This window comes from Caballeronia sp. GACF4, from assembly GCF_023631025.1.
Lineage (GTDB): Bacteria > Pseudomonadota > Gammaproteobacteria > Burkholderiales > Burkholderiaceae > Caballeronia.
Map to the genome: position 1 here is coordinate 147,528 of NZ_JALQDW010000021.1, position 25,033 is coordinate 172,560.

A 25,033-nucleotide genomic window follows, 5' to 3' on the forward strand; every position below is an offset into this window, starting at 1 on the left:
TGCCCCATGACGCAATGGATCGACGCCGCCGCGTTGGACGACATCGACGATGAAGACGTCAAACGCTTCGATCACGATGGCCGCACGTTCGCGATCTATCGAGTGAACGACGAGGTGTTTGCAAGCGACGGCCTGTGCACGCACGAACAAGTTCATCTGAGCGAGGGCTTCTTGTTCGACCATGTGATCGAATGCCCGAAGCACAACGGGCAATTCGATATTCGCGACGGCCGCGCGCTCGGGGCGCCCGTGTGCATCAACTTGCAGACATACCCCGCAAAAGTGCAGGACGGACGCATCTTCGTGGAGATTTGAAGCGCCGATGCCTCAAACGCGGAACATGCTGACCACGCGTGCAAGGCGCTCGGCCTGATCGCGCAACTCGACGGTCGAGTGTTCCGCTTCGCTGACGAGCGCCGCATTCTGCTGTGTGGCTTCGCCAATCTGCATGACGGCCATGTTCACCTGCTCGATGCCGCTCGCCTGTTCCCGCGATGCCACGCCGATCTCATCGACGATAGCGTTTACGCGCGTCACCTGTTCGACGATGCCGTTCATCGTGCTGCTGGCTTCCTCGGCGATTCTGTAGCCGTGCGATACCTTGCCCGCCGATTCGCTGATCAACACTTCGATTTCCTTCACCGCGCCCGCACTGCGTTGCGCAAGCGCGCGCACTTCCGATGCCACCACGGCGAAGCCTCTGCCATGCTCACCCGCGCGCGCCGCTTCGACGGCAGCATTGAGCGCAAGGATATTCGTCTGAAACGCAATGCCTTCGATGGTCGCCGTGATATCGGCGATACGTCGTGACGATGCATCGATCTCGCCCATCGTCGAAACCACGCGGCCCACGGCTTCGCCGCCCGCACGTGCAGCCTCGGATGCCGACGCGACCAGCGTGCCCGCCTGCGCCGTATTTGCCGCGTTCTGCTGCACGGTCGAGGTGATCTGTTCCATGCTCGCGGCCGTTTCCTCGACGCTCGCAGCCTGTGTCGCGATGCGCGATGCGATATCCGTGCTGCCGGATGCGATGCGAGCAGTGCCATCGCTCATGTCGGATGATGCGCTGCGAACCTGCGCGACGATGCCCGCCAGTCCGCGCGCAACGCCGTCGATGGCGCGCATCAGGCGGCCGATATCGTCTTCGCGCGTGGTATCGATACGAACGGTCAGATCGCCAGCGGCGATATGTTCCGAGGCATGCGTGACGTCGTCGAGCGGCCGGCTGACGAGCTTTGTCACGGCATAGAGCAACACGCCGACTAGCGCCGCGATCACCACGAGGCCGATCAGCAAGAAGCGGTTGCGACTTGCGTGCACATCGGCGAGCAGTTCATCGCGATACGCAATGCCACCGATCATCCAGTTCCATTGCGGCACGGTCATAAAGACGATTTCCTTCGCGCCGCCATGCACGCGCGCATCCGCGCCCACAATTTTGGCGCCTTCGAAATCGAGCTGGCCTTCCTGTTTGTCGAGCATCGCCTTGAACGGCGCAACGCGTTCATCGGCCATCTCGCCTTGCGCGTCCGGATGCACCAGAAGCTTGCCGCGGTTCGCACCATTCGAAGCGTCGACGACGAAGTGATAGCCGGTCGCACCGATCGTGAGCTTGCGGATGTTGTCCTGCAACGCCGCGATTTCCGCGGAAACATCGACGCCCACGAACAGCGCACCGACGACGCGGCCCGATGTATCCGTCACGGGCTTGTATTCGGTGATGTACTGCTTGCCGAACAGCGCCGCCACGCCTATGTACGACTTGCCCGCGAGAATCGGTGCATAAGCCGGTCCCTTGCGATCGAGCAGCGTGCCGATGGCGCGCGTGCCGTCCTGCTTCTTGAGCGAGGTCGTCACACGCACGAAGTCGTCGCCGGTGCGCGCAAAAACGGTCGCGATTGCGCCGCTTTCCGCGAGAAACGCATCGGGAATGGCGAAGTCGCCGTTGAGTGGCTTGTCGCCCGCGTTGATCGCAGGCGTCGCAACGCCGCCGATGTCGACCGTATGCGATTCGTCGAGTGAGAAGGCAGCAGGCAGGCGATTCGAGAACATCGTCATGAAGCGCGAGACTTCGGCGCTCACGGCCGTGTTGTAGAGGCCGATCATCGATGCGATCGAGCGATTCTCACTTTCGACGCGTGCGAGCGCGTGCGCATCGACTTGCTCGCCGGCCGAGCGGGTGACGACAAGTGTGAGGGTGGCGACGACGACGGCCGCGAGAGAACACGCCAGCGCGGCGAATTTGGTGCCGACGTTCAAGCGGGCTAGACGAATACGAAGCATGGGGAGCACTGGGCGATGTGAAAGACGTAAGTGACGGTTATCGGCAGCGAAGCCACCTGCCTTTAGCGTTTCGCGGCGCGTTTGGCATGCAAAACACAAGATGCCGCATGACTGAATGCAAAACACCAGATTCAACCGGCGTGGGAGCCAAGCTTTGTTGGAAACAACGCAGAAAACGATTAACTAAATCTTTCAACTACATTTCGTTTAGCAGCGAGGCCTTATGTGGAGCGGCTCTGGCGGCATTAGGGAAAGTACAGGGATAGGCAACACGCACTGAAGCCATTATTCTTCAAAAAACGTTTTCCAAAACCTGGCCGGCAAGCGCGTTCTAGTCACGCGATAAGCCGAAGCCCACGGCGCTCGTCGCCGTCAATGCAACAAGTCACGCGGCACGACGAGCGCCGCCGCGTACGGAGACATTCATGCAAACAGCCGTCGTAGGCGTCGTGCGCGCAGCCAGCCGTTATCGCTGGACCGTGTGTGCGCTGCTCTTCTTCGCCACCGTCATCAACTACATGGACCGGCAGATTCTCGGTCTGCTCGCACCGGTTCTGCAGCATGACATCGGCTGGACGCAGGTTCAGTACGGGCGCATCGTGATCGCGTTCTCGGCGTTCTATGCAATCGGACTGTTGTGCTTCGGGCGTATCGTCGACTGGCTCGGTACGCGCATCTCCTACGGCCTCGCCATGTTCGTCTGGAGCATCGCCGCCATGCTGCACGCGGCGGTCGGCTCGGTCATGGGCTTTGCCATGGTGCGCGCGCTGCTCGGTATCGGCGAAGGCGGCAACTTCCCGGCGGCCATCAAGACGACGGCCGAATGGTTCCCGCGTCGCGAACGCGCGCTCGCTACTGGTATTTTTAATTCCGGCGCGAACATCGGTGCGGTGTTCGCACCGGCGATCATCCCGGCGCTCGCCGTTGCCTTCGGCTGGCGCGCGGCGTTCGTGATGATCGGTGCGATCGGTCTCGTGTGGCTCGTGGTGTGGTTCGTGATGTATCGCCAACCGGACGCGAGCGCGCATGACGACGATATCGAACGCGACGACACCGAAATCGCCGATGCCGCCAACGCTCACGCAGGCGCTCCCGGCTTCAAGGTGCTCATCAAGAAGCGTGAAACCTGGGCCTTTCTGATCGGCAAGTTCCTGACCGATCCGGTGTGGTGGTTCTACCTGTTCTGGCTGCCGAAGTGGCTCAACGAGTCGCGCGGCATGGACATGCAGCATATCGGTCTGCCGCTCGTCGTGATCTATGCGATCACTACGGTGGGCAGTATCGGCGGCGGCTGGATTTCATCGGCGCTGATGCGCGCGGGCTGGAGCGTGAACGCGGCGCGCAAGACGGCCATGTTCATCTGTGCATGTTGTGTTTTGCCGATTGCATTCGTTTCGCTGGCGCAGAATCTGTGGGTCGCGGTCGCTATCGTCGGTCTCGCTGCAGCGGCGCACCAGGGCTGGTCGGCAAACCTGTTCACCACGGCGTCGGACCTGTTCCCGAAGCGCGCGGTCGGTGCAGTGGTCGGTATCGGCGGCATGGCCGGCTCGATCGGCGGCGTGCTGTTCTCGGAAGTGATCGGCCAAGTGCTCCAACGCACCGGTCAGTATTGGGCGCTGTTCGCCATCGGCGCATCGGCTTACCTGATCGCGTTCGCCATCATGCACGTGCTCACGCCAAAAATGACGCCGGCCAAGCTGGAATCCTGATCGCATGCAAAATGCCGCCGACACTCGAAAGATGCCGGCGGCATATTGCGTTATGAATACATCATGCAGTAGCAGTCACCGCGGCTGTCGATTCACGCACGATCAGGCGCGGCTCGAACATGGAATTACCCGGGTCGGGATGACCGGCGAGGGAATCGATGAGCTTCTGCATTGCGAGTTCGCCCATCTTCTCGCTCTGGATATCGACGGTGGTGAGTCCGGGCGCGGCGTAAGCGCCGTACGGCACGTTGTCGATGCCGGTGACGGAGACGTCCTCCGGCACGCGAATGCCGAGGGTCGCGGCTTCCTTCATGAAGCCGAGCGCGATCAGGTCGTTGTAGCAGATAACCGCCTGGGGACGCCTCGGGCCGAGCATCACGCGCGAGCAGGCGTGTTCGCCGGCAAGCGAAGTGGGCGCGTGGGCGTCGTGGACATCGAGTTCGAGGCCCACGTCTTCGAGACACTCGCGCACGCCGCGAATCCGCTCGTCGTTGATGCGCGCCTGGCCGAAGCCGAGGTATGCAATGCGCCGGTGCCCGAGGTTGAGCAGGTGCCGCGCGAGCATATGGGCGGCGAGGCGGTTGTCGATACCGACGCTTGGAATCGGCAGCGCTTCCGCGTTGCGCAGAAGCACGACGGGCTTGCCGAGATCGAGCATCCAGTGTGCTTCTTCGTCGGGTAGCCGCGAACTGACGATCAGACCGTCCACGCGTTGCGCGAGGGCTTCGATCAGCGGACGTTCGCGGGCCTGGGTTTCGTCGATATCGACGAGCAAGAGCGTGTAGTCGTGCCGGAGCGCAATGCGGTTCGCGCCTTTCACGACGTTGGTGAAGTGCGGATTGCTGATGTCGAGAATCGTGAGGCCGATAGTGCGCGTGCGGCCGGTGATCATCGAGCGCGCAAGCGGGTTCGAACGATAGCCAAGCGTTTCGATCGCCGCCTTGAGCTTGGCCTCGACGGGTGCCGAAAAGCGCTGCGCGCCGTTGATGTATTTGGACACCGTCGCGACCGAGACGCCCGCTGCGGCGGCGACATCGCGAATGGTTGTAGAAGTTTTCTTCATTCGGAGGGTAACGTTTACTTTGGCTTTTTCCAATGTTAACGGATTTTGACGTCGGTTCGGGAAACGTCGCATCGATAAAATCGATGAGGGGCGCCTTCGCTGTGGCCGTATCGGCATCACTATAAAGCCGAAAACGTTTTCTTCCATAGAGCTTTCAATTTATCTCACGTATCTCAAGGAGTTTCGATGAACCAGCCATCCGCAACGGGCAAACCGTTCAAGCGTCTGCTTCTGACCGGCGGGGCCGGCAATCTCGGGCGCCAGTTGCGGCCCGCGCTTGCGCAGTGGGCCGATGTCGTGCGCGTTTCGGACATCGCACCGCTCGATGACGCAGCCTCCCACGAGGAAGTCAGCGCGGTCGATCTCGCGGACCGCGACGCGGTAATGCGCATGGTGGAAGGCGTCGATGCGATCGTGCATCTCGGCGGCATCTCCATCGACGCGCCCTTCGACGATCTGATCGAAGCGAACATTCGCGGCACTTACAACATCTACGAAGCGGCGCGCCGGCATGGCGTGAAGCGCGTCGTGTTCGCGAGTTCGAATCATGCGATCGGTTTTCATCCGGTCACCGAGGTGCTCGACACGGATTCGCCGCATCGCCCGGACAGTCTCTATGGCGTGACGAAGTGTTTCGGCGAGTCGCTGTCGCGCTACTACTTCGATCGCTTCGGCATCGAGACGGTCAACTTGCGCATTGGCTCGTCGTTCGAGGAGCCGAAGAATCCGCGCATGCTGGTGACTTATCTGAGCTACCGCGACTTCATCGAGCTCGTGCGTTGCTCGCTCTTCGCCAACCGCGTCGGCCATGCGGTGGTGTACGGCGCATCCAACAATCCGGTGAAGTGGTGGGACAACTCGGGCGCGGCGTTTTTGGGCTTCCGTCCGCAAGACAGTTCGGAACAGTTCAACGGACTCTTCCCCACAACCGCGCCGACAGCCGACCGCGACGACCCTGCACAACGCTTTCAAGGCGGTCCATACGTCCTCGGCGAACCGCTGGAGCGCAAGTAATGGCGAGCGTGGAGCGCCTCGAAGCGGCGGGACACGCGGCGGTCGGCGAGTGCCCGGTGTGGCGCGCGGAAGAGGGCGCGCTCTACTGGGTGGATATTCCGGCGCGCAAGTTCGTGCGTCTCGTCGTCGCGAGCGGCGAGCGCAGCGAGTGGACGTTGCCCGAGCAGATCGCGTGTTTTGCATTCGATCCGACGGGAACTGTCGTGGCGGGCATGGAGAGCGGCCTGTTTGCATTCGGCATGCAGTCGACAAAAGACATTCGACCATCGAAGCTGGCCGCACCGAGTTTTCCCGCGCCGGGCATGCGCTTCAACGACGGCCGCTGCGACCGTCAGGGCCGCTTCTGGGCCGGCACGATGGTGCAGGACATGTCGCTCGCAAGTCCGGCCGGCGCGCTATTCCGGTTCGATACGGACGGCGTGCTGTCGGAGCCTATCGTCGATGGCCTCGTCACACAGAACGGTCTCGCCTGGTCGCCGGATGGCCGCACGATGTATCTGTCGGATTCGCATCCAACCAAGCGTGTGATCTGGGCATTCGATTTCGATCCCGACACGGGCACACCGCGTAACCGTCGCGTCTTCGCCGATCTGCATGACTATGCGGGCCGTCCCGACGGCGCGGCCGTGGACGCCGACGGCTGTTACTGGACTTGCGCCAACGACGCCGGCCGCCTTTTGCGCTTCACGCCGCGAGGCGAACTTGACCGTGAAATCGCGTTGCCGGCCAGCAAGCCGTCGATGTGCGCGTTCGGCGGCAGCGACCTCTCGACGCTCTACGTAACGTCGATTCGCCCCGGTGCGAACGCCACCGAAGACGACGGCTGCGTCTTCGCGCTGAATCCCGGCGTCAAAGGCCTGCCCGAACTGGCATACGGTGCGATGTTACCGGTCGCATAACGACGGCCTCAAGGAGCGGCAAGTCCGCTCCGCACCTTCAGCAATGCGCGCCGCACCGCAATGGCGCGCAAATATTTAGCGCTAAAGCGAACGAAAGTTCGTGAGGCAGGCTAAACACCACTTCTGTCGTCTCCGCTTAAAGAGTAGGCTGCGCGAGTATCCCAACGTATGCCAGCCAACTACCGGTTATTCAATTCGGAGGAGACATAGATGGAGCTTGAAACTCGCACCATGAAGCGCGTGATGTTTCGTCTCGTGCCGTTCCTGATTCTGTGTTACTTCATCGCTTACCTCGATCGCGTCAATGTCGGTTTTGCCGCCTTGCAGATGAACAAGGCGCTCGGCTTTTCGGCGAGTATGTTTGGCTTTGGCGCCGGTATCTTTTTCATTGCCTATTTTTTCTTCGAGGTCCCTTCCAACCTGCTGCTCGAACGTTTCGGCGCACGCCGCTGGATCGCGCGCATCATGTTCACGTGGGGCATTCTTGCGGCCTTGATGGCGTGGATTCCGCACATCGCTCAAGCAACGGGCTTGTCGAACGCTTATGTGTTCTATGGCTTGCGCATTTTGCTTGGCATCGCCGAAGCGGGCTTTTTCCCCGGCATTATTTTCCTGCTAACGCTTTGGTTTCCGGCTAAGTATCGCGGGCGAGTGGTGGGCTACTTCATGGCCGCGATTCCGCTTTCGACCGTGATCGGCGGGCCTATCTCCGGCGCCTTGCTGCAAATGGATGGCTTGGCCGGCATGCAAGGCTGGCAATGGCTTTATCTGATCGAAGCGCTGCCCGCATTGGTGCTTGCATTCGTGGTGTTCTTTTATCTGACCGACAAGCCCTCCGACGCTCATTGGCTCGCTGAAGACGAGCGCAAGTGGCTCGTCGAACGTCAGGCGCATGAGCGCGCGCATCGCGAGTCGGTTCATGCGTTTAGCGTGAAGGAAGCGATCTTTAATCCGCGCGTGCTTGCCATTGCCTTGATTTACTTCGGCGCCAACGCAACCAATTACGGCTTGAGCTTCTTCTTGCCGCAGATCGTCAAGGCATTCGGCTTGACGAATTTGCAGACTGGCTTTGTCACGGCCATGCCTTACGCGGTCGGTGTGATCAGCATGGTGCTGTGGGGTCGCCACTCGGACCGCAAGCTCGAGCGTCGCTGGCACGTGGCCATTGCATTGATGGTAGCGGCAGGCGGTATCGCGGCTTCAGCTGGCCTGGATAATCCGGTAGCAAAGATGATTGCGCTTTCCATCGCCGGCTTCGGTATCTTCGGCTGTCTGCCGATTATCTGGACCTTGCCCGCTTCGTTCCTTTCGGGCGCGGCGGCGGCTGGCGGTATTGCCGCAATCAACTCGCTTGGCAATCTCGCGGGCTTCTTCGGGCCGTATGCAATGGGCTGGATCAAGGACAGCACGGGCGGCTTTGGTGCAGGTCTGCTTTGCCTGGCCGGCGCGGGGATGGTGGGCGTCGCGGCGGTATTGCTGCTGCATCACGACCCGGCGCTTGAGAGTATCGATCCGCACGACGAAGTCGATGCCGAGCCGAATCTGGCAAGGTAAAACGCTTAAGGGCCGCCTGAATTTTCGGCGGCCCTTTTTAATTTTGCGGCTGGATTCACGCCGTGGCCTGAGCTCTTCGCAATCTCTCCCTGCTGTTGATCAAGTGCAAGCGCATTGCCGTGCGCGCCGAGTCCGCATCGCCGCGTTCGATCGCATCGGCAATCTGCTCGTGCTCGCGATTCACGCGAACCAGATAATCGGCGTAATGGTCGTGTGGAATGGCGGTAGCGGTTAGCCGTGTCCTTGGAAACATCCTTAAACCAAGATGCTCCATGATCTCGACGAAATAGCGATTTCCCGTGGCATGCGCGATTTCTAGATGAAAGCGAAAGTCCGGCGATACGGTGCCATCTTCCTGACCCACGCCGCGCGCAAACTCCGCGAGCGCCGCGCGCATGGTCGCTAGTCTGCCGGCATCGCAACGCATGGCAGCAAGGCCCGCCGATTCGGTTTCCAGACTGATACGCAATTCGAGGATCGCGAGTGCATCCATGGAGCCGGCGACGTCGGCGGGATCGAGCTGCAATAGCGACGAGGTACTCGCTTCGCACACGAACGTACCGATGCCATGACGCGTCTCGACGAGGCCCGCGGCCTGCAGTCGCGATAACGCCTCGCGCACCACGGTGCGGCTCACGCCGAAGCGTTGCACCATCTCCGCCTCGGTCGCGATTCGGCAACCTGCTCGCAATTCCCGCGCGTCGATCTGTGCGCGCAGTGCATCGACGAGCTGTGTGGTCAGACTGCGGCGTGTGCCGTGAGAAGGGGCGGCGACATCCATGGATGCGGATACATTGAACACGTCGACGGAAGGTTCGGGCGTTAGTGTCACAGCGCTCTCTTAGTGTTTTCCAGAGGTTCTGGGAATCGGTCTTTCAACACGTTGACAAATCATTCTGCAAATGATGATATGCGGCATAGAGTGATATGACAACGTACAAGAAATGCGCGCAGGGTAATCCCTAGCATTGCACGCAGGAGACAAAACTCATGGAATCACAGACGGACGCATTGCCGTTGCAGGGCACCCTCGAACCCGAATTGCGCTTCGACCGCTTGCTGCTCACGGGTGCGGCGGGCGGTATCGGTAAAGCCATTCGGCATCGTGTCGCAGAGTTTGCAGAGCATGTGCGAGTGTCGGATCTGCCCGGCGTATTGTCGGGCGATGCAGCGCCTCACGAAGAAATCGCGCCGTGCGATCTGGCAGACCGTCAAGCAGTCGATGCACTCGCCGCCGATTGCGACGCCATTGTCCATCTCGGCGGCGTATCGGTGGAGCGTCCGTTCGAAGAGATCCTCGAAGCCAACATCAAGGGCGTCTTCAACCTCTACGAAGCGGCGCGGCTCAACGGCGTAAAGCGCATCGTATTCGCCAGCTCGAATCACGTCACAGGCTTTTATCGGCAAGACGAACGAATCGATGCCAGCGCGCGCAAGCGTCCCGATGGCTACTACGGCTTGTCGAAGTCGTTCGGCGAGGACATGGCGCAGTTGTACTTCGACCGCTATGGCATCGAGACGGTGAGTATCCGCATCGGCTCCGTTTTTCCCGAGGCCAAGGACCGCCGCATGATGGCGAGCTGGATGAGCTACGACGACTTCCATGATCTGCTGCGCCGCGCGCTGTTCACTCCGGACGTCGGACACACGATCGTTTTCGGCATGTCGGCAAATGCGCATACCTGGTGGGACAACCGTGACGCGTCGGTACTCGGCTTCGAGCCGCGCGACTCGTCCGAGCGGTTTCGCGACAAGGTCGAAGCCACGCCGGCGCCCGCACCGACCGATCCAGTTGCGGTGTATCAGGGCGGCGTGTTCACGGTGACGGGTCCTTTCGATCCGGTGTAATGCATGTGGCATGAAGAATGCCGAACTCGCGTAGTCAGTCGTCATACATCCAGAAGTGTCTGACTCGCTCCTTCGAACTGAGGCACGACCGCCATGTTCTCTCTCGACTTTGCTCCGTTGTTGCCGTACTGGCCGACGTTCCTTTTAGGCGCGTGGCTCACGCTCAAGATGACGTGCGTGGCGGTGTTCTTTGGCCTTATCCTCGGCATGCTCGTGGCATTTGCCAAGCGCGCGAAGGTGCCGGTGCTGACGCGCCTCTGCATCATCTATATCGAGGCGGTGCGCAACACGCCGTTTCTCGTGCAGATCTTCCTGCTGTATTTCGGGCTGGCGAGTATAGGCTTGCGCATGCCGACCTTTGCCGCGGCTGCGCTCGCCATGACCATCAACATCGGCGCTTATGCCGCCGAGATCATTCGCGCGGGTCTGGAATCGGTGCCACGCGGGCAGATCGAAGCAGCAGAGTGCCTGGGTCTTTCGCGCTGGCGCATCGGCTGGAACGTGATGTTGCAGCCCTCTATCGAGAAGGTCTATCCGGCGCTCACGAGCCAGTTCCTGTTGATGATGCAAGCCTCGGCGATCGCTTCGCAAATCTCCGCCGAGGAACTGACCGCCGTTGCCAACACCGTGCAGTCGGATACCTTCCGCTCGCTTGAAACCTATATCGTCGTCGCGCTGCTCTATCTCGGGCTGTCGCTCATCATCAAGCTCATTGCATGGGCTGTCGGTGAGCATCTGTTCAAGCGGCGCCGCGCCATCCGTCTTGCCGCAAAACGCGCGGGCAAGACGCCGCCGGACTCCCCGCGCATCGATACCGTCATTCCCGGAGGTGCGGCATGAGCGGCGGATTCACGGCATCGCATTTTGTGTACCTCGTGCAATCGATCGGCTGGACGCTAGTGCTCTCCATGCTTGCGTTCGTGCTCGGCGGTATCGGTGGATTCCTCGTCATGCTGGCGCGCATCTCGCCGCGCCTCTGGCTCGCGCGCACAGCCATCGTGTTTATCGAGGCGATTCAGGGCATTCCGTTGCTGATCCTGCTCTTCATCGTGTACTTCGGGTTATCTGTGTATGGCTATCAGGTACCCGCGCTCCTTGCGGCGGGTCTTGCGCTGATGGTTTATTCGAGCGCGTATCTCGGCGACATCTGGCGCGGCTGCGTCGAAGCCATGCCTAAGCCGCAATGGGAAGCCGCCGAGTGCCTGTCGCTGTCGCGCTGGCAGAGTCTGAGGCTCGTCATCATCCCGCAGGCGATGCGGCTCGCCTTGCCGCCCACGGTCGGCTTTCTCGTGCAGATCATCAAGATGACTTCGCTCGCCTCCGTGATCGGCTTTATCGAACTCACGCGCGCAGGGCAGATCATCAACAACTCGATCTTTCAGCCGTTCCTCATCTTCGGACTGGTCGGCGCTTTCTATTTCGTCCTGTGCTATCCGCTTTCGCGCTGGAGCCAATCGATGGAGAACAAGCTCAATGTCAGCAATCGTTAAGGTCGACGAGGTCTACAAGAGCTTCGGCTCCAATCAGGTGCTAAAGGGCGTCTCGTTCGATGTCAACAAGGGCGAGATGATCGCCGTGATCGGTGCGAGCGGTTCCGGCAAGAGCACGGCGTTACGCTGTATCGATCGGTTGGAAACTATCGACCAAGGGCAGATAGAGGTATGCGGCATTCGCGTGGACGATCCGAAGGTGGATCTGCATCTCTTGAGGCGCGAAGTCGGCATCGTGTTTCAAAGCTATAACCTCTTTCCGCACCTAACGGTCGAAGAAAACATCATGCTCGCATTGCGGCACGTGAAGAAGTTATCGCGTGACGAAGCGAGACGCGTCGCGCTCAACGTGCTCGAACAAGTCGGGCTTGGGCAGAAGGCCGATGCCTATCCCGAGCAATTGTCGGGCGGACAACAGCAACGCGTGGCGATCGCACGATCGCTTGCGATGAACCCCAAGGTCATGTTGTTCGACGAAGTGACTTCCGCGCTCGATCCGCAACTCACGGGAGAAGTGCTGCGTGTCATGGAAGACCTCGCGGCCGATGGCATGACCATGCTGCTAGTCACGCATGAAATGGCGTTCGCCAAGCGCGTGGCGGACCGCATCATCTATATGCATCAGGGCAAGGTGTGGGAAGTGGGCGATGGCAGCATGCTCGATGCGCCACGCACGCCCGAATTGCGAGCGTTTCTGAACAACGGCCTTTGAACGGCATCTTTTTTGTTTAATCCAAGAAGACGGAGACATCACTTGAAAGCACAGAAACACATTGCACGCGCATGCGTGGCGGCATTGATGATGGCAGGCGCCATTCACAGCGCAATGGCCGATCAGCTCGATGACATCAAGAAGGCCGGCGTCGTGCGCGTTGCCATCGCAATGGGCACGCCGCTCTTCAGCTACGCCGACGAGAACCTCAAGCCCGCAGGCTCGGATGTCGATACCGCCGCCGCGCTCGCAAAAGATCTCGGCGTCAAGCTCGAACTCGTGCAGATCACCAATGCCGCGCGCATTCCGACCTTGCAGGCAAAGCGCGCCGACCTCGTTATCGCCGACTTGTCGATCACGCCGGAGCGCGCAAAGGTCGTCGATTTCTCGATTCCCTATGCGGTGATCACCATCATCGTGGGTGGGCTTAAGAGCATCAAGGTGAAGGACTATGCGGACCTCGATGGCAAGACCATCGGGCTCACGCGTGCAACGGTCAACGACACCCTGACGACGCAGCAAGCGAAGGGCGCGCAAATTCAGCGCTATGAAGACGACGCCACGCTCATCACGTCGATGGTCGCGGGTCAGATCGACATCTTCTCCAGCACGCCGTCGAACCTTCAGGAAATGCAGAAACGTGCGCCCGCACGCAATATCGAACTCAAGTTCGAACAGAAGAACTTCGATCTCGGCATTGCGATGAACAAGGATCAACCGGCTCTGAAAGAGTGGGTGGACAAGTGGGTCAGCACGAACCAGAAGAACGGCAACCTCAACGCGATCTACAAGAAGTTCCACGGACGCGATCTGCCCGACGCCGTCCGCAAGGGCTGAACGAATGCCGGCGACATGCGTATGTCGCCGGCATTGTTCTTTACGCTAGAGGAATGCGCGGTGCGTCGAGCGGGCGCAGCTTGCCCGGATGCACGACACGACACAAGGCTTCGACAAAGAAGAAGTCGCCGAACATGGTCGCGCCATCCACGCCAATGTTGTGCGGCTTCGAATAGCAGGAGTTGTGCAGCAGGCCGTGTTCGCCGTCCTTAGTGAACTCATCGCGGCACAACGCTTCGAGCATCGCGACTCCGTGACGGCTCCATTTTGCAGCGGCATCCGCCGATGGATGAATGCGCGCCAGTTCGAGCAAAGCCGATGCGACGATAGCGGCGGCGGCCGTGTCCTTGATGTCGGCATCGCTGCCGGTTGCGTCGAAGTCCCAAGGGGGAATCTGACGGCCATCGAGACGGCGCAGATAGTATTCGGCCAGACGCTCGGCGAGTTCAATGTACGCGAGCTTGCCCGTTTCGCGCGCGGAATTCGCATACCCGTAGATCGCCCAGGCCTGACCGCGGCTCCATGCAGACTCGTCGAATGCGCCTTGAAAAGTGTAGCCACGTTTGCGCGCGCCCGTTTCGAGATCGTATTCGACGGCGTGATACGTCGAGTCGTCGGGACGCACGAAGGCGCGTGCAGTCATCGCGGCATGCGCGTCCGCTGCATGCCGATAGCTGCCGTCATCGGCATGATTCGCCGCCCAGTAGAGCAGCGAGAGATTGGCCATCGTATCGATTGCGGATGCACTTCTGCCGCGCGGATCGGCGAGCGGTCCCCATGACGCGAGATAAGCGCCATCGCGCGTGGTGACGAGGCGGGCGCGCAGTTTGTCCGCCGCCTTCAACGCGATATCGGCAAAGCGTGCATCGCCCGTGATGTGATGGCCGGGCACCGCGCTGCTGTCGAAGATGAAGCCGATGTCATGCGTGTTCGGATCGTCCGCGCGTTGTTCGACCAGCAGCATGCGCGCACGAGCCCATTCGAGAAATTTCGCGTCGCCGGTATGAAGATGCGACGTGAGCAAAAGGCCTACCCAGAAGCCACAGAACCAGTTGCCGTGACTCCAGGCGTCGCCGTCATAGCCGGCGGATAGCGAAGCGGGCAGACGCACCCATTCGCCATCGGGACCCGTGACTTGCGGAAACTCGACACCGAAACTCAATTCATCGGCCGCGACTTTTACAGCCGTGCGGTCGAGCGTTTCGCGAAAGAGCCGTGTCTGGTCCTGCGTGAGTGAATAGATATCGGAAAGCGGGGTTGTAGCGTTCGACACTTTGTCTCCTGTGGACGAGAGCGGACGCGCTTAATTCGCGCTTGTCTCATGCAAGTGGGTTGCAGAATACGTTGAACACGCACGTCGATTCTAAAAACCCATGCTCACGCGACGTTAGGATGAAACGCGGGATCTGTTGGACATTTCTGCATGGAATACCGAATGCGCGTTCAAATATGCAACTTGTCGAGGCTGCGGCGATAGTCGATCGGTGAGCGGCCTGTGTGCTTGCGAAAGCACCGGCTGAAATAAGCGGGGTCGTCGAAAGAGAGTTGCGATGCGATCTCCGCGACGTTCACTTCGGAATGCAGCAGCAAGCGCTTGGCTTCGAGCATGACGCGTTCGCGTATCAGCTTTGCAGCCGTGCTGCCGAGCGCCGCGCGCGTGGCTTCGTTGAGCGCGCGCTCGGTCACGTTGAGCAGACGCGCATAGTCGGCGGCATCGTTCATCGAGCGAAAATGCTTCTCCAGAAGGCTTTTGAAGCGGCGCGACAACAACACGTTACGCGACGTGCCCGACTCCGTGACCGCTGCCGCGCTGCTCATGCGCGCGGCCTTGAGCAAAAAGATACGCAGATAAGCCCAGATTGCATCCTGATGGCCGTGCAGTTCCGAGCGATACTCGTCCATCATGCCGTCGATGAGACGCATCATTTCATGCGCTTGCGCGTCGTTCAGATAGACCGCTGCGGCAAGCTGATCGAAGTCGTGCACCGGCACTTCGGTTTCCGAATGCCGGTTCTGCACGCGAAACGAAAAGAACTCGGATGAGAAGCTGATCGACCAGCCGACCGTATCGGGGGATAGAACGAAGTCGTGTATCTGGCCTGGTGCCATGAAGAACAGCGACTGCGGACGCACCTCGTAACGCACCGAGTCGATGACATGATGACCCGTGCCCGTCACCACCCAGGCGATGTGATAGAAGTCATGCCGATGCGGATAAGGCAGTGTCGACTTCATGACTTCGAGCGGCGCAAAGTGGAAGTCCATCGACTTGACGTGCGCGCCATATTCGTAGTTCTCGATCTTGATGACCGGAACGTGGCAACCACATGCGGTACTCAACTTTCGTCTCCTGCGGGCGGCGCTTCATTCGTGCTGCGCTCGTTTTCGCGGCGCTGCATCGAAGTCTAACGAATGCTTGCGCCGCCCGTAACTGGCGAATTCCCCGACGCGTCTCATTCGAACTTGAGTTCTTTTAGCGCGGAAAGCCCGCTCAGCACGACCTTGCCGCGTTGATTGCGAACCATGGTGTCCATCACGAGAATTCGCTTGGCGTCCTTCTTCTCCACCACGGTCACGTTGATGGTGATGGTGTCGTCGATGAACACTGGCCCCAGAAAACGCAGTTCTTGTCCGACATAAGCGAAGCCCGGACCGGTCAGTCGCGTGTGTGCGGCCGAGACGAGCGAGGCCGTCAACAGGCCGTGCACGACGCGTCTTCCGAACGGTGAGCGCTCCGCAAACGCTTGCTCCATGTGCAGGGGATTCAGATCGCCCGACAGATGACCGAACGCATTGACCGCCGATTCGACCACGGTGTGGACGTCCACCTGCGAGCGGCCGATTTCCACATCGTCGAAGCGCAGCAGTTCGGGTGCTGCGGGAGCAGCGTGTAGTTGGGCGCTCATGCATTTCTCCTCGAAGTCAGCGCGATGCCGGCATCGACCAGTTCGTCGATCCGCGTAGTGTCATAACCCAGTTCGGCCAGCACCTCACGTGTGTGCTCGCCCTGTCGCGGCGGATGCCGTCGCATGGGCGGCGCCTCGCCGTCATAGCGCACCGGATGCGCAAGTACGCGTATCGGTCCCGCCTCTTCGTGTTCGAACGACATGATCATCTGGTTATGCGCGACTTGAGGGTCGACCTCGACCTGCTCGTAGTCGTTGACCGGCGCGAACCAGATATCGTGCTCCTCGAAGACGCGCATCCATGTTTCTGTCGTGCGCCTGGTCAACGCGTCATAGACCAGTCGATTGATTTCATCGCGACGCCGCACGTTGTCTTTCGGATGCGTGAACTCGGCGAGCGCAGGGACATCGAGCGCATTGGAGAGCTTCTGCGTCGGTGTAAGCGAGATCGCGATATAACCGTCGAGCGTTTTATAGACGCCATAGGGCGCAGGATGAAAGCGGCTGCCCGTTGGCGGCTGGGTGCGCTGCCAGAGCGGTCCCTTGTTCATGTAGTACGTGAAAGGCTCGATCTGCAAATCCAGTGCCGCGTTCAGCAAATTGCTCTCGACACGCGTACCCACACCCGTGCGTTCGCGCGACTGAAGTGCAGCAACCACGCCAAACGCTGCCAGCACCGCTGCATGTTGATCGACAATAGCGGAGCCTACAGGCGTCGGCGGCGAATCGGCTTCACCTGAAAGCATGGTCATGCCGCTCATCGCTTGTAATAGCAGGTCTTGTCCCGGGCGCTTGAGATAGGGACCCGACGATCCATAACCCGTGCACGAGCAATACACGAGACGCGGGTTGACCTCGTGCACTTGCGCATAGCCGAAGCCCATCTTGTCGAGCACACCGGGGCGGTAGTTCTCTATCAATACGTCGGCTTCGCGGATCAGACGCCACACGATTTCACGCGCGGCTTCCTCACGCAAGTCGAGCGAGATGCTGCGCTGATTGCGATTGCCCAGCAGAAAGAACACGCTCACGCCTTCGACGAAAGCGTCCGCGCCGGTCCAGCTTCGCTCGAACGCGCCGCCCGGTGGCTCGATCTTGATGACATCCGCGCCGACATCGGCGAGCATCTGCACGGCGGCGGGCCCTTGCAGAAAATGGGTGAAACTCAGTACCTTGATGCCTTCCAGCATAAACTCCCCCTTCGTCCGCGCGTTATCAGGCAAGCGCCGCACGCGCGATGATCATGCGTTGTATTTCGGATGTCCCTTCGACGATCTCGAGCACCTTGGCGTCGCCGAATGCGCGCGCTACCGGATACTCCGCCATCACGCCGTAACCGCCGTGTATCTGCAAAGCCTGATGCGCTGCGTGCATCGCCTGTTCGGAGGCGAAGAGCTTGGCTTGCGATGCCTGCATGTCGAACGGCGCGCCGCTGTCCTTCAATGTAGCGGCGTCGTAAAGCATGAGACGTGCGGCATGCGCGTGCGTCGCCATGTCGGCGACCTTGAATTGCAGGCCTTGAAACTCCGCTATCGCGCGGCCGAACGCGCGGCGCGTCTTCATGTATTCGACGGACCGTTCGAGCGAGCCTTGCAAGATACCGAGCGCAAGCGCGCCGATTAAAATGCGGCCTGTGCTGATCTGCGCGAGTGTCTGACGCAAACCCGCGCCGCGTTCGCCAAGCAGATTCTCTGCGGGAATCGCGCAGTTTTCGAAGAACAACTCGTGCGTGATCGAAGCGCGCCAGCCGATCTTGCGCAGCTTGCGGCCCGTTTGATAGCCAGTAGTGTCCGAAGGCACGATGAAGTTCGAAATCTCTTTCTTGCCATCGGCACGCGCACCGGTCACAGCCGCGATTACCACCGGCCCGCCGAGTTCAGTGCCCGAATTGCTGATGAAAGTCTTCGCACCATCGATGACCCAGCGCTCGCCATCGAAGCGCGCACGTGTGGCGATGTTGGCCGCATCCGATCCCGCATCGGGCTCGGACAAACCGATCGAACCGATCTGGCGGCCTTCGAGAATAGGCCTTAAATAAAGGTCCTTTTGCGTCGATGTGCCGTAGTTCGACAAGAGACTCGCGACAGTCGAATTGGCCATCAAGGCGTTCGCGACCGCGCAATCCACGCGCGCCAGTTCTTCGAGCACGATGACAAACGAAAGCCAGTCGCCACCGCCACCGCCCCATTGCTCCGCATAGGGCAGGCCGGTGAAACCAAGCTCGCCGGCTTGACGCCAGATATCGTAGGGAAAGGTTTCTTGCTCCCAGAGCTCCTCGGAATGCGGTGCAATCTCTTTGTCGGCAAAGCGGCGAACGGCTTCACGAATCATGGCGTGCTCTTCGCCGAGCCAGTGAGGCAAACGATGTATCGTGCTCATTCGGTCACCGTCACGGTCGAGGCGCGCCGTGCAAGGCGCTTTTCCATGAACTGCCTCAAGCCCGCGCGCGCGCCTTCACTCGTGAAATTCACCGCATATTGCGCTGCTTCAAAGTCGAGTCCTGCGGACAAGGGCATTTCGTTCGCGCGATTGAGCGCGCGCTTCGCCATTTCCATTGCGAAGGGGTCGTAGACGGCGAGTGTTTCGGCGAATTCGCGCACTGTATCGAACAATGCATCGTGTTCGACGATCTCGTGCAGAAAGCCGAACGACGCGCATTCCTGAGCCGTATGACGCCGCCCGCTCAACACGAATCGCTTGGCGCAGGCGAGCCCCATCTTGGCGACGGCGAGTTGCGTGCCACCCCAGCCTGGCATGGTATTGAGCGTGATCTCGGGAAACCCGAAGCTCGCTTTCGTCGATGCAATCACGAAGTCGCAGGCAAGCGCCAATTCGAAACCGCCGCCTAGCGCGAAGCCATTGACCATTGCGATGGTCGGCTTGGCGCTTTCATGCAGGCGCAACAACGCGCGCTGCCCGGCTACCATGTCACGATACGCGCCCGCGCTGTCGAGCGTGACCAGCCGCTCGATATCGTTGCCGGCAGCGAAGGCCTTGGGACCGCTACCCGTGATGGCGATGACGCGCGTTGCATCGTCGGCGAGTGCATCGTCGAGTCCTGCTTCGAGCGCCGCGAGCATTTCCGGCGTGAAGGCATTGAGTTTATCGGCGCGGTTGAGCGTCAGGAGACGCAGCGCGCCGTGCTGTTCCGCTATGACGGGCGAGGTGTTCATCAGCATCGTGTCACAGCACCTTGAGGTAAGTCTTGCCCGATGCCACGACCACGCCGTCTTGCCGCGTGACATCGGCGACGAATACGCACACGTTGCGCTCTTCATCCTTCTCTTCGAGCGTGAGACGCGCAGTGACCGTATCGCCTATAAACACCGGCGCATTGAACGTGATGTCATAGCGATACGACACCGCGCCCGGACTCGGCGCCTTCGCCGCCATATGGCCCATGACTGTCGAAAGAAAGCCGACCGAGAGACAGCCTTGCGCAATGCGCTTCTCGAAGCGCGTGGTCTTGGCGAACTCTTCGTTCAGATGCACGGCGTAGAAGTCGCCGACTATCCCGGCAAATCCATAGATGTCGTATTCGGATACGGTCTTTGCGAAATCGGCGGTATCGCCGATTGCATAACAGTCCATGTGCGGGCGTTTGGCCATGTTGACGAACCAGTGTATTAGGTGGGGTAAACACGGCGTATCGCTTGCGAGCGACACACCGTCAACGTGGAAGTCACTTTAAAGATGCGCTTGGTTCACGCGGTAGGACGGTTCGCGCGATCTTTTGGACTTTTTAGCGTCACGTCGCGTTTGCATGGAAACCAGCGTTAAAAAGTACAAGAAATCTGGAGCCTGGTCCTAACGCACCGTTGACGCGATCACAAATACTTGCGTCAACCCGTCGCTCTTCGACATGCACGACACATGAGGCACAAGAAGAGGCAGAAGGCGGTGTCCATATCGTGAAGAACGTGGGAAGGAGACAACATGAATTCGCTTTTCAAGGCGCATCGCTCGTTGCGCGTGACGATGAGCGCCGTGCTCGCCGCATTGTGCGTCGCCGCAACAGGCAGCGCGATGGCGCAGGACAAGGTCGTGATGAAGCTTGGCCATACGCTCGCACCGGACAATCACTATCAACTGACCGCGCAGGTCTTCGCCAAGGAAGTCGCGCAACGCACGCATGGCCATGTCGAGATTCAGCTCTTTCCCCAATCGCAACTCGGGGGCGAAGTGCAGATGGCGCAGGCGTTGCGCACCGGCACGCAGGAACTCATGATCTCCGCGCAAGCGCCTATCGACAATACGATCAAGCAATGGCAAATTTTCGACATGCCTTATCTCTTCAGCAGCATGGATGAGGCGAACAAGGTGCTGCAAGGACCCGTCGGCCGCAAGTATCTCGACATGATGCAGCCGGTCAACATGGTCGGTCTTACGTGGCTTGCTGTCGGCGAACGCAATCTCTTCACGACCAAGCGTCCGGTCACGTCGCTTGCCGACATGAAGGACCTGAAGGTGCGCGTGATGCAAAGCCCCGGCTATATCGCGGGCTATAAGGCGCTCGGCGCGAACCCCACGCCGCTCGCCTATAACCAGTTGTTCCTCGCGCTGTCGCAAGGCCTCGTCGATGGCGCGGACACATCGCCCGAGCAATTCGTGCAGGACAAGTTCTCCGACGTCGCCAAGCATTTCTATGTGACGCACGTGAACTACCTGCCCGTCGTGCTCGCGATGAGCAAGAGCGCCTGGACCAAGCTGTCGCCTGCTGACCAGAAGGCTTTTCAAGAGTCAGCCGCGGTCGCCGCCGATTTCGACCTGAAGGAGTACAAGCGCGAATACGACGCCGCACTCGCGACGATGAAGGCCAAGGGCATTCAAGTGACGATGGTCGACACTGCGCCGTGGGCCGAAGCCACGAAGTCCGCGCGTGACGAACTCGTTGCGAAGATTCCGGATGGCGCCGCGCTCTACGCCGAGATGAACGCGGCCAAGCAGGCCTCGTCCGTGGCATCCAAATGACGCCTTTGTCACCGGAAGTGCCGGAGGAAACCCGTATGGAAAAGCTCGCGCGTGGCTTGATGTTCATCGACGACATGGTTCTGAAGCTGAACCTGTTCGTCAGCAGTTGCCTCTTGCTGGCAGCGGTGATCGTCGCCGGTCTCGGGGTCGTGTTCCGCTTCGTGCTGCACGACTCGCTTTCGTGGTCCGACGAAGCCGCGGCGTATCTCTTCGTCTGGCTCACGTGCCTGGGTGCGGCGGCAGGCGTCAAGTTACGCGCACATCCTGAAGTGCGCGTGCTGGCCGATCGCGTGCCGGCGGCGATCGCGCCCTTGCTCAAGGACTTCACGGACTGCGCGATTCTCGCGCTCGGCGCCGTGTTCGTCGCGTATGGCTCGGACATGCTCGCGTTGATGGGCACGGAGACAGCCGCATCGATTCCCATCTCGATGGTCTATCCGTATCTTTCCATTCCCGTGTGCGGCGCGTTGCTCGTGTTTCATTCGCTGGTGCGCATCGTCGTGTCGCACCTCGCGCCGCAGACGCAGACCAACGCCACTTTGATCGAAGGCGTGTCCGACCATCTCTAGGATAAAGACATCATGTGGGCAATCGCTCTAGGCGCAGGGCTGCTTGGCCTCGGTGTACCGGTGGCCATCTGTATTGGTATCGCGGCGACGCTGGCGTTGTCGATCAATGGCACGCCGCTGCTCGTCATTCCGCAACAGCTCTTCTCGAACCTCAATAACGTGGGTCTGCTCGCGATTCCGTTCTTCATGCTCACGGGCGCGATCATGGATTCGGGCGGCGTTTCGCGACGCATCATCGAGTTTTCGCAAGCGCTCGTCGGCTTCATGCGTGGCGGTATCGGACAGGTCACGATTGTTGCGAGCATGTTCTTCGCGGACCTCTCGGGATCGGCCACGGCGGATACGGCGGCGATCGGCTCCGTGATGATTCCGGGCATGGTGAAGAAGGGCTATTCGCGTGCGTTCGCGGTGGCATTGCAATCGGCGGCGGGGTCGCTCGGGCTGCTTTCGCCGGTATCGATGAGCATGCTCGTCTATGCTTACACGGCGAATGTATCGGTAGGCACGATGTTTATTGCCGGTATCTTGCCGATGCTCCTAGTGGTCGCTTCGTTCATGATCGTGAACTACGTGACCGCCGTGCGCAACGACTACAGCGCGGTTGAGCCGTTCAGCGCACGCAAGTTGTGGACTACGTTTCGCGAAGCATTCTGGGCCTTGCTCACGCCGATCATCATTCTGGGCGGCATCCTTGGCGGCATCTTCACGCCGGTCGAGGCAGGCGTGGTTGCGGCGGTGTACGTCACGCTGGTGAGCGCGTTCATCTTCCGCACCTTGAAGCTCTCGCATTTCAAGGAGATTCTCGTCAAGACGTCGGTGAACACGACGCGCGTGTCGTTCCTGTTGGGTCTTGCCTTCGTGCTCGGCCGGTATCTGATCGAAGCGCAAATTCCCTTGCATGTGGCGAACAGTTTCCTTGCGATCACGACGAGCGCCATCATCCTGCTCATTCTCATCAACCTGTTTCTGATCGCGGCGCATACGGTGCTCGAAACCATTTCGAGTATCGCGGTGATAATCCCGGTGTTCCTGCCGCTCGTCGTGCAGATGCATATCGATCCCGTCGTATTCGGCGTGATCGTGCTGATCAATTCGGCTATCGGCATCAATCTTCCACCTATTGGCTTCTGCCTCTTCACGGCGGCGTCCATTGGTGGTGTATCGGTCGAAAAGGCGACGCGTGCGATTCTGCCTTTCATTCTCGCGCTCGTGATCGACTTACTGCTGATCATTTTCTTCCCGCATATTCCGCAGTTTCTGCCGCATCTGATGTCGATGAAATAACGTTCGACGACCTTTGAAAACGCTTCACCAGGGGCCTGGTCTTCGGACCGGGCCCTTGGTATGACAGCACGGTTTACGACGTGTCAGCGTGCACTGTGATATTTCTTCTGTCTGAGTACACGTGCAACCGTCCAACGAACCTGTATGTCATTGGAGTGAACATGGCCAAAAGCACCATCGCCGATTATCTGGCAAAGACGCTTGCCGCTGCGGGCGTCGAACGCATCTGGGGCGTGACGGGCGACAGCCTCAACGGGCTTGCCTACAGCCTCGATAAAGTCGGGTCTATTCGTTGGATGCATACTCGCCACGAAGAAGCCGCGGCCTTTGCCGCGGGCGCGGACGCAGCTTCTTCCGGCAAGCTCGCCGTCTGCGCGGGCAGTTGCGGTCCCGGCAATCTGCATCTCATCAACGGGCTTTACGACTGTCATCGTAACCAACAGCCCGTGCTGGCCATTGCCGCGCATATTCCATCGACGGAAATCGGCCTCGGATACTTTCAGGAAACGCATCCGCAAGAGCTCTTCAAGGAATGCAGTCACTTCGTCGAACTGGTGTCGAACGCATCGCAGTTCCCGCGCGTGCTCGAACGTGCGATGCGCGCGGCGCTCGATCAACGTGGCGTCGCGGTAATCGTGCTGCCGGGCGATGTTGCCTTGAGCGACGGACCCGGAGTCGAACCACGGTGGACCGCAAGCGAACCGAGCGCAATCGTTCCAGCCGAATCGCAACTCGACACACTCGCGGCCATGCTCAACGGCTGCGAAGCCGTGACCATCATGTGCGGCAGCGGTGTAGCGGGCTCGCACGACGAAGTGGTCGCGCTTGCCGATACACTCGGAGCGCCGGTCGTGCATGCGTTGCGCGGCAAGCAATTCATCGAATACGACAATCCGTTCGATGTCGGCATGACGGGCTTGATCGGCTTCAGCTCGGGCTATCACGCCATGATGTCCTGCGATACGCTCGTGCTGCTCGGCTGCGACTTCCCTTATCGGCCGTTCTATCCGCCGCACGCGAAGGTCGTGCAGATAGACTGGCGCGGGGCGCAGCTCGGCAAGCGCACGCCGCTCGACATGGGTATCGTCGGCACCATCAAGGAGACGCTCACGGCGCTCTTGCCCAAGCTCACGCGCAAGACGGAACGACGCTTCCTCGACAACGCGCTCAAGCACTATGCAGATGCACGCAAGGACCTCGATCACTACGCGACACCTTCGGCGCCTGGCCGTCCGATTCATCCGCAATATCTCACGAAGCTGGTCGATGACATCGCCGCCGAGGATGCCATCTTTACCGTCGATGTCGGCACGCCCACGTTGTGGGCCGCGCGCTACCTCACGATGAATGGCAAGCGTCAGTTGCATGGCTCGTTCAATCACGGTTCCATGGCGAACGCAATGCCGCAGTCGCTCGGCGTGCAAGCCGCACATCCGCAACGGCAAGTGGTCTCACTGTCGGGCGATGGCGGTTTGTCCATGTTGCTAGGCGATCTCTTGAGCGCCATTCAGTTGAAGCTGCCGATCAAGGTCGTCGTGTTCAATAACAGCTTGCTCGGCTTCGTGTCGATGGAGCTCAAGGCGGGCGGTTATCTCGACACCAATGTCGATCTCAGCAAGACCGACTTCTCGCAGATTGCGAAGGGCGCGGGCATATGGTCGGTGCGCGTGGAAGAGTCGGAGCAACTGGAGGGCGCATTGCGCGATGCCTTCGCGCACGACGGCCCCGCGCTCGTCGATGTCGTCACCGCCAAGCATGAATTGGCGATGCCGCCGACCATCGAGCTATCGCAAGCGAAGGGCTTCAGTCTCTACATGCTGCGCGCTATCTTGAGCGGCCGTGGCGACGAAATCGTCGAGCTGGCGCGCACGAATCTGCGTTAAGCAAACTAACC

The 25,033-nt window shown here is 60.1% G+C and carries 24 protein-coding genes; 14 read left to right on the forward strand and 10 right to left on the reverse strand.

Annotation, left to right across the window (positions count from 1 at the left end; translation table 11 throughout):
• Positions 1-6: 6 nt before the first annotated feature.
• Positions 7-315, forward strand: coding sequence for a non-heme iron oxygenase ferredoxin subunit (locus tag NCR40_RS21210; protein ID WP_244831337.1), 309 nt, complete (start codon positions 7-9; stop codon positions 313-315).
• Positions 316-327: 12 nt separating this feature from the next.
• Here NCR40_RS21210 and NCR40_RS21215 read toward each other — a convergent pair whose 3' ends face one another.
• Positions 328-2,283, reverse strand: coding sequence for a methyl-accepting chemotaxis protein (locus tag NCR40_RS21215; RefSeq protein ID WP_250510566.1), 1,956 nt, complete (start codon positions 2,281-2,283; stop codon positions 328-330).
• 425 nt (positions 2,284-2,708) lie between these two features.
• On the opposite strand from NCR40_RS21215, the gene NCR40_RS21220 reads away from it, so the two are divergent.
• A complete protein-coding gene (locus tag NCR40_RS21220) occupies positions 2,709-3,992 on the forward strand; it encodes an MFS transporter (protein WP_244831339.1) in 1,284 nt (427 codons plus the stop codon).
• 61 nt (positions 3,993-4,053) lie between these two features.
• On the opposite strand, the gene NCR40_RS21225 is transcribed toward NCR40_RS21220, so the two are convergent.
• Positions 4,054-5,055, reverse strand: a complete 1,002-nt coding sequence (locus tag NCR40_RS21225) for a LacI family DNA-binding transcriptional regulator (RefSeq protein ID WP_309847794.1) — start codon at positions 5,053-5,055, stop codon at positions 4,054-4,056.
• Between the two features lie 186 nt (positions 5,056-5,241).
• Between NCR40_RS21225 and NCR40_RS21230 the strand changes: the two genes are divergently transcribed.
• The 3 genes from NCR40_RS21230 (at position 5,242) to NCR40_RS21240 (ending at position 8,522) form a co-directional block, all read left to right on the forward strand.
• The gene (locus NCR40_RS21230; RefSeq protein WP_244831341.1) at positions 5,242-6,069 is read left to right on the forward strand and encodes an NAD-dependent epimerase/dehydratase family protein; all 828 of its coding nucleotides are present in this window, start codon (positions 5,242-5,244) and stop codon (positions 6,067-6,069) included.
• The gene (locus NCR40_RS21235; protein ID WP_250510567.1) at positions 6,069-6,968 is read left to right on the forward strand and encodes an SMP-30/gluconolactonase/LRE family protein; all 900 of its coding nucleotides are present in this window, start codon (positions 6,069-6,071) and stop codon (positions 6,966-6,968) included. The genes NCR40_RS21230 and NCR40_RS21235 overlap by 1 nt, the downstream gene beginning before the upstream one ends.
• Before the next feature lie 210 nt (positions 6,969-7,178).
• A complete protein-coding gene (locus NCR40_RS21240) occupies positions 7,179-8,522 on the forward strand; it encodes an MFS transporter (protein WP_244831343.1) in 1,344 nt (447 codons plus the stop codon).
• A gap of 55 nt (positions 8,523-8,577) precedes the next feature.
• On the opposite strand, the gene NCR40_RS21245 is transcribed toward NCR40_RS21240, so the two are convergent.
• Complete coding sequence (locus NCR40_RS21245) at positions 8,578-9,354, reverse strand: FadR/GntR family transcriptional regulator (protein WP_404989398.1); 777 nt, start codon at positions 9,352-9,354, stop codon at positions 8,578-8,580.
• Between the two features lie 158 nt (positions 9,355-9,512).
• Between NCR40_RS21245 and NCR40_RS21250 the strand changes: the two genes are divergently transcribed.
• From NCR40_RS21250 to NCR40_RS21270, 5 genes are all read left to right on the forward strand, one after another.
• Positions 9,513-10,370: an NAD-dependent epimerase/dehydratase family protein gene (locus NCR40_RS21250; RefSeq protein ID WP_250510568.1), complete on the forward strand. Its 858-nt coding sequence runs from the start codon at positions 9,513-9,515 to the stop codon at positions 10,368-10,370.
• Positions 10,371-10,463: 93 nt separating this feature from the next.
• Positions 10,464-11,210 carry an amino acid ABC transporter permease gene (locus NCR40_RS21255; protein ID WP_250468002.1) on the forward strand — a complete coding sequence of 249 codons (747 nt, stop codon included), beginning with the start codon at positions 10,464-10,466 and terminating at the stop codon, positions 11,208-11,210.
• Positions 11,207-11,860 (forward strand): amino acid ABC transporter permease, encoded by a 654-nt coding sequence (locus NCR40_RS21260; RefSeq protein WP_250510569.1) that lies wholly within the window; start codon positions 11,207-11,209, stop codon positions 11,858-11,860. Before NCR40_RS21255 ends, NCR40_RS21260 begins: the two co-directional genes overlap by 4 nt.
• A complete protein-coding gene (locus NCR40_RS21265) occupies positions 11,844-12,572 on the forward strand; it encodes an amino acid ABC transporter ATP-binding protein (protein ID WP_244831348.1) in 729 nt (242 codons plus the stop codon). Before NCR40_RS21260 ends, NCR40_RS21265 begins: the two co-directional genes overlap by 17 nt.
• A gap of 42 nt (positions 12,573-12,614) precedes the next feature.
• Positions 12,615-13,409: a transporter substrate-binding domain-containing protein gene (locus tag NCR40_RS21270; protein ID WP_244831349.1), complete on the forward strand. Its 795-nt coding sequence runs from the start codon at positions 12,615-12,617 to the stop codon at positions 13,407-13,409.
• Between the two features lie 40 nt (positions 13,410-13,449).
• Here NCR40_RS21270 and NCR40_RS21275 read toward each other — a convergent pair whose 3' ends face one another.
• From NCR40_RS21275 to NCR40_RS21305, 7 genes are all read right to left on the reverse strand, one after another.
• Positions 13,450-14,682 (reverse strand): AGE family epimerase/isomerase, encoded by a 1,233-nt coding sequence (locus NCR40_RS21275; RefSeq protein ID WP_250468003.1) that lies wholly within the window; start codon positions 14,680-14,682, stop codon positions 13,450-13,452.
• 170 nt (positions 14,683-14,852) lie between these two features.
• On the reverse strand, positions 14,853-15,749 hold the full coding sequence (locus NCR40_RS21280; RefSeq protein WP_244831351.1) for a helix-turn-helix domain-containing protein: 897 nt from the start codon (positions 15,747-15,749) through the stop codon (positions 14,853-14,855).
• Between the two features lie 113 nt (positions 15,750-15,862).
• Positions 15,863-16,315, reverse strand: coding sequence for a MaoC family dehydratase (locus NCR40_RS21285; RefSeq protein ID WP_244831352.1), 453 nt, complete (start codon positions 16,313-16,315; stop codon positions 15,863-15,865).
• On the reverse strand, positions 16,312-17,505 hold the full coding sequence (locus tag NCR40_RS21290) for a CaiB/BaiF CoA transferase family protein (protein WP_250510570.1): 1,194 nt from the start codon (positions 17,503-17,505) through the stop codon (positions 16,312-16,314). The genes NCR40_RS21285 and NCR40_RS21290 overlap by 4 nt, the downstream gene beginning before the upstream one ends.
• 25 nt (positions 17,506-17,530) lie before the next feature.
• A complete protein-coding gene (locus NCR40_RS21295) occupies positions 17,531-18,694 on the reverse strand; it encodes an acyl-CoA dehydrogenase family protein (protein ID WP_250510571.1) in 1,164 nt (387 codons plus the stop codon).
• Positions 18,691-19,494 (reverse strand): enoyl-CoA hydratase/isomerase family protein, encoded by an 804-nt coding sequence (locus NCR40_RS21300; RefSeq protein ID WP_244831355.1) that lies wholly within the window; start codon positions 19,492-19,494, stop codon positions 18,691-18,693. Before NCR40_RS21300 ends, NCR40_RS21295 begins: the two co-directional genes overlap by 4 nt.
• A 4-nt stretch (positions 19,495-19,498) precedes the next feature.
• The gene (locus NCR40_RS21305) at positions 19,499-19,924 is read right to left on the reverse strand and encodes a MaoC family dehydratase (protein ID WP_244831356.1); all 426 of its coding nucleotides are present in this window, start codon (positions 19,922-19,924) and stop codon (positions 19,499-19,501) included.
• 327 nt (positions 19,925-20,251) lie between these two features.
• On the opposite strand from NCR40_RS21305, the gene NCR40_RS21310 reads away from it, so the two are divergent.
• The 4 genes from NCR40_RS21310 to poxB all read left to right on the forward strand — a co-directional run bounded on the left by NCR40_RS21310 (position 20,252) and on the right by poxB (position 25,022).
• Positions 20,252-21,286: a TRAP transporter substrate-binding protein gene (locus NCR40_RS21310; protein WP_244831357.1), complete on the forward strand. Its 1,035-nt coding sequence runs from the start codon at positions 20,252-20,254 to the stop codon at positions 21,284-21,286.
• Entirely contained in the window at positions 21,283-21,855 is a 573-nt protein-coding gene (locus NCR40_RS21315) for a TRAP transporter small permease (RefSeq protein ID WP_250494045.1), read from the forward strand. The genes NCR40_RS21310 and NCR40_RS21315 overlap by 4 nt, the downstream gene beginning before the upstream one ends.
• A 12-nt stretch (positions 21,856-21,867) precedes the next feature.
• Positions 21,868-23,139: a TRAP transporter large permease gene (locus NCR40_RS21320; RefSeq protein ID WP_244831359.1), complete on the forward strand. Its 1,272-nt coding sequence runs from the start codon at positions 21,868-21,870 to the stop codon at positions 23,137-23,139.
• Positions 23,140-23,300: 161 nt separating this feature from the next.
• Positions 23,301-25,022 (forward strand): ubiquinone-dependent pyruvate dehydrogenase, encoded by a 1,722-nt coding sequence (poxB, locus tag NCR40_RS21325; protein WP_250510572.1) that lies wholly within the window; start codon positions 23,301-23,303, stop codon positions 25,020-25,022.
• Positions 25,023-25,033 lie beyond the last annotated feature (11 nt).

Coding starts and splice junctions, on each gene's coding strand:
- NCR40_RS21285 (WP_244831352.1), bottom strand. CDS start 16,315: ATGAGCGCCCAACTACACGCTGCTCCCGCAGCACCCGAACTGCTGCGC.
- NCR40_RS21320 (WP_244831359.1), top strand. CDS start 21,868: ATGTGGGCAATCGCTCTAGGCGCAGGGCTGCTTGGCCTCGGTGTACCG.
- NCR40_RS21255 (WP_250468002.1), top strand. CDS start 10,464: ATGTTCTCTCTCGACTTTGCTCCGTTGTTGCCGTACTGGCCGACGTTC.
- NCR40_RS21235 (WP_250510567.1), top strand. CDS start 6,069: ATGGCGAGCGTGGAGCGCCTCGAAGCGGCGGGACACGCGGCGGTCGGC.
- poxB (WP_250510572.1), top strand. CDS start 23,301: ATGGCCAAAAGCACCATCGCCGATTATCTGGCAAAGACGCTTGCCGCT.
- NCR40_RS21215 (WP_250510566.1), bottom strand. CDS start 2,283: ATGCTTCGTATTCGTCTAGCCCGCTTGAACGTCGGCACCAAATTCGCC.
- NCR40_RS21210 (WP_244831337.1), top strand. CDS start 7: ATGACGCAATGGATCGACGCCGCCGCGTTGGACGACATCGACGATGAA.
- NCR40_RS21225 (WP_309847794.1), bottom strand. CDS start 5,055: ATGAAGAAAACTTCTACAACCATTCGCGATGTCGCCGCCGCAGCGGGC.
- NCR40_RS21250 (WP_250510568.1), top strand. CDS start 9,513: ATGGAATCACAGACGGACGCATTGCCGTTGCAGGGCACCCTCGAACCC.
- NCR40_RS21310 (WP_244831357.1), top strand. CDS start 20,252: ATGAATTCGCTTTTCAAGGCGCATCGCTCGTTGCGCGTGACGATGAGC.
- NCR40_RS21240 (WP_244831343.1), top strand. CDS start 7,179: ATGGAGCTTGAAACTCGCACCATGAAGCGCGTGATGTTTCGTCTCGTG.
- NCR40_RS21220 (WP_244831339.1), top strand. CDS start 2,709: ATGCAAACAGCCGTCGTAGGCGTCGTGCGCGCAGCCAGCCGTTATCGC.
- NCR40_RS21290 (WP_250510570.1), bottom strand. CDS start 17,505: ATGCTGGAAGGCATCAAGGTACTGAGTTTCACCCATTTTCTGCAAGGG.
- NCR40_RS21260 (WP_250510569.1), top strand. CDS start 11,207: ATGAGCGGCGGATTCACGGCATCGCATTTTGTGTACCTCGTGCAATCG.
- NCR40_RS21300 (WP_244831355.1), bottom strand. CDS start 19,494: ATGCTGATGAACACCTCGCCCGTCATAGCGGAACAGCACGGCGCGCTG.
- NCR40_RS21265 (WP_244831348.1), top strand. CDS start 11,844: ATGTCAGCAATCGTTAAGGTCGACGAGGTCTACAAGAGCTTCGGCTCC.
- NCR40_RS21315 (WP_250494045.1), top strand. CDS start 21,283: ATGACGCCTTTGTCACCGGAAGTGCCGGAGGAAACCCGTATGGAAAAG.
- NCR40_RS21295 (WP_250510571.1), bottom strand. CDS start 18,694: ATGAGCACGATACATCGTTTGCCTCACTGGCTCGGCGAAGAGCACGCC.
- NCR40_RS21230 (WP_244831341.1), top strand. CDS start 5,242: ATGAACCAGCCATCCGCAACGGGCAAACCGTTCAAGCGTCTGCTTCTG.
- NCR40_RS21305 (WP_244831356.1), bottom strand. CDS start 19,924: ATGGCCAAACGCCCGCACATGGACTGTTATGCAATCGGCGATACCGCC.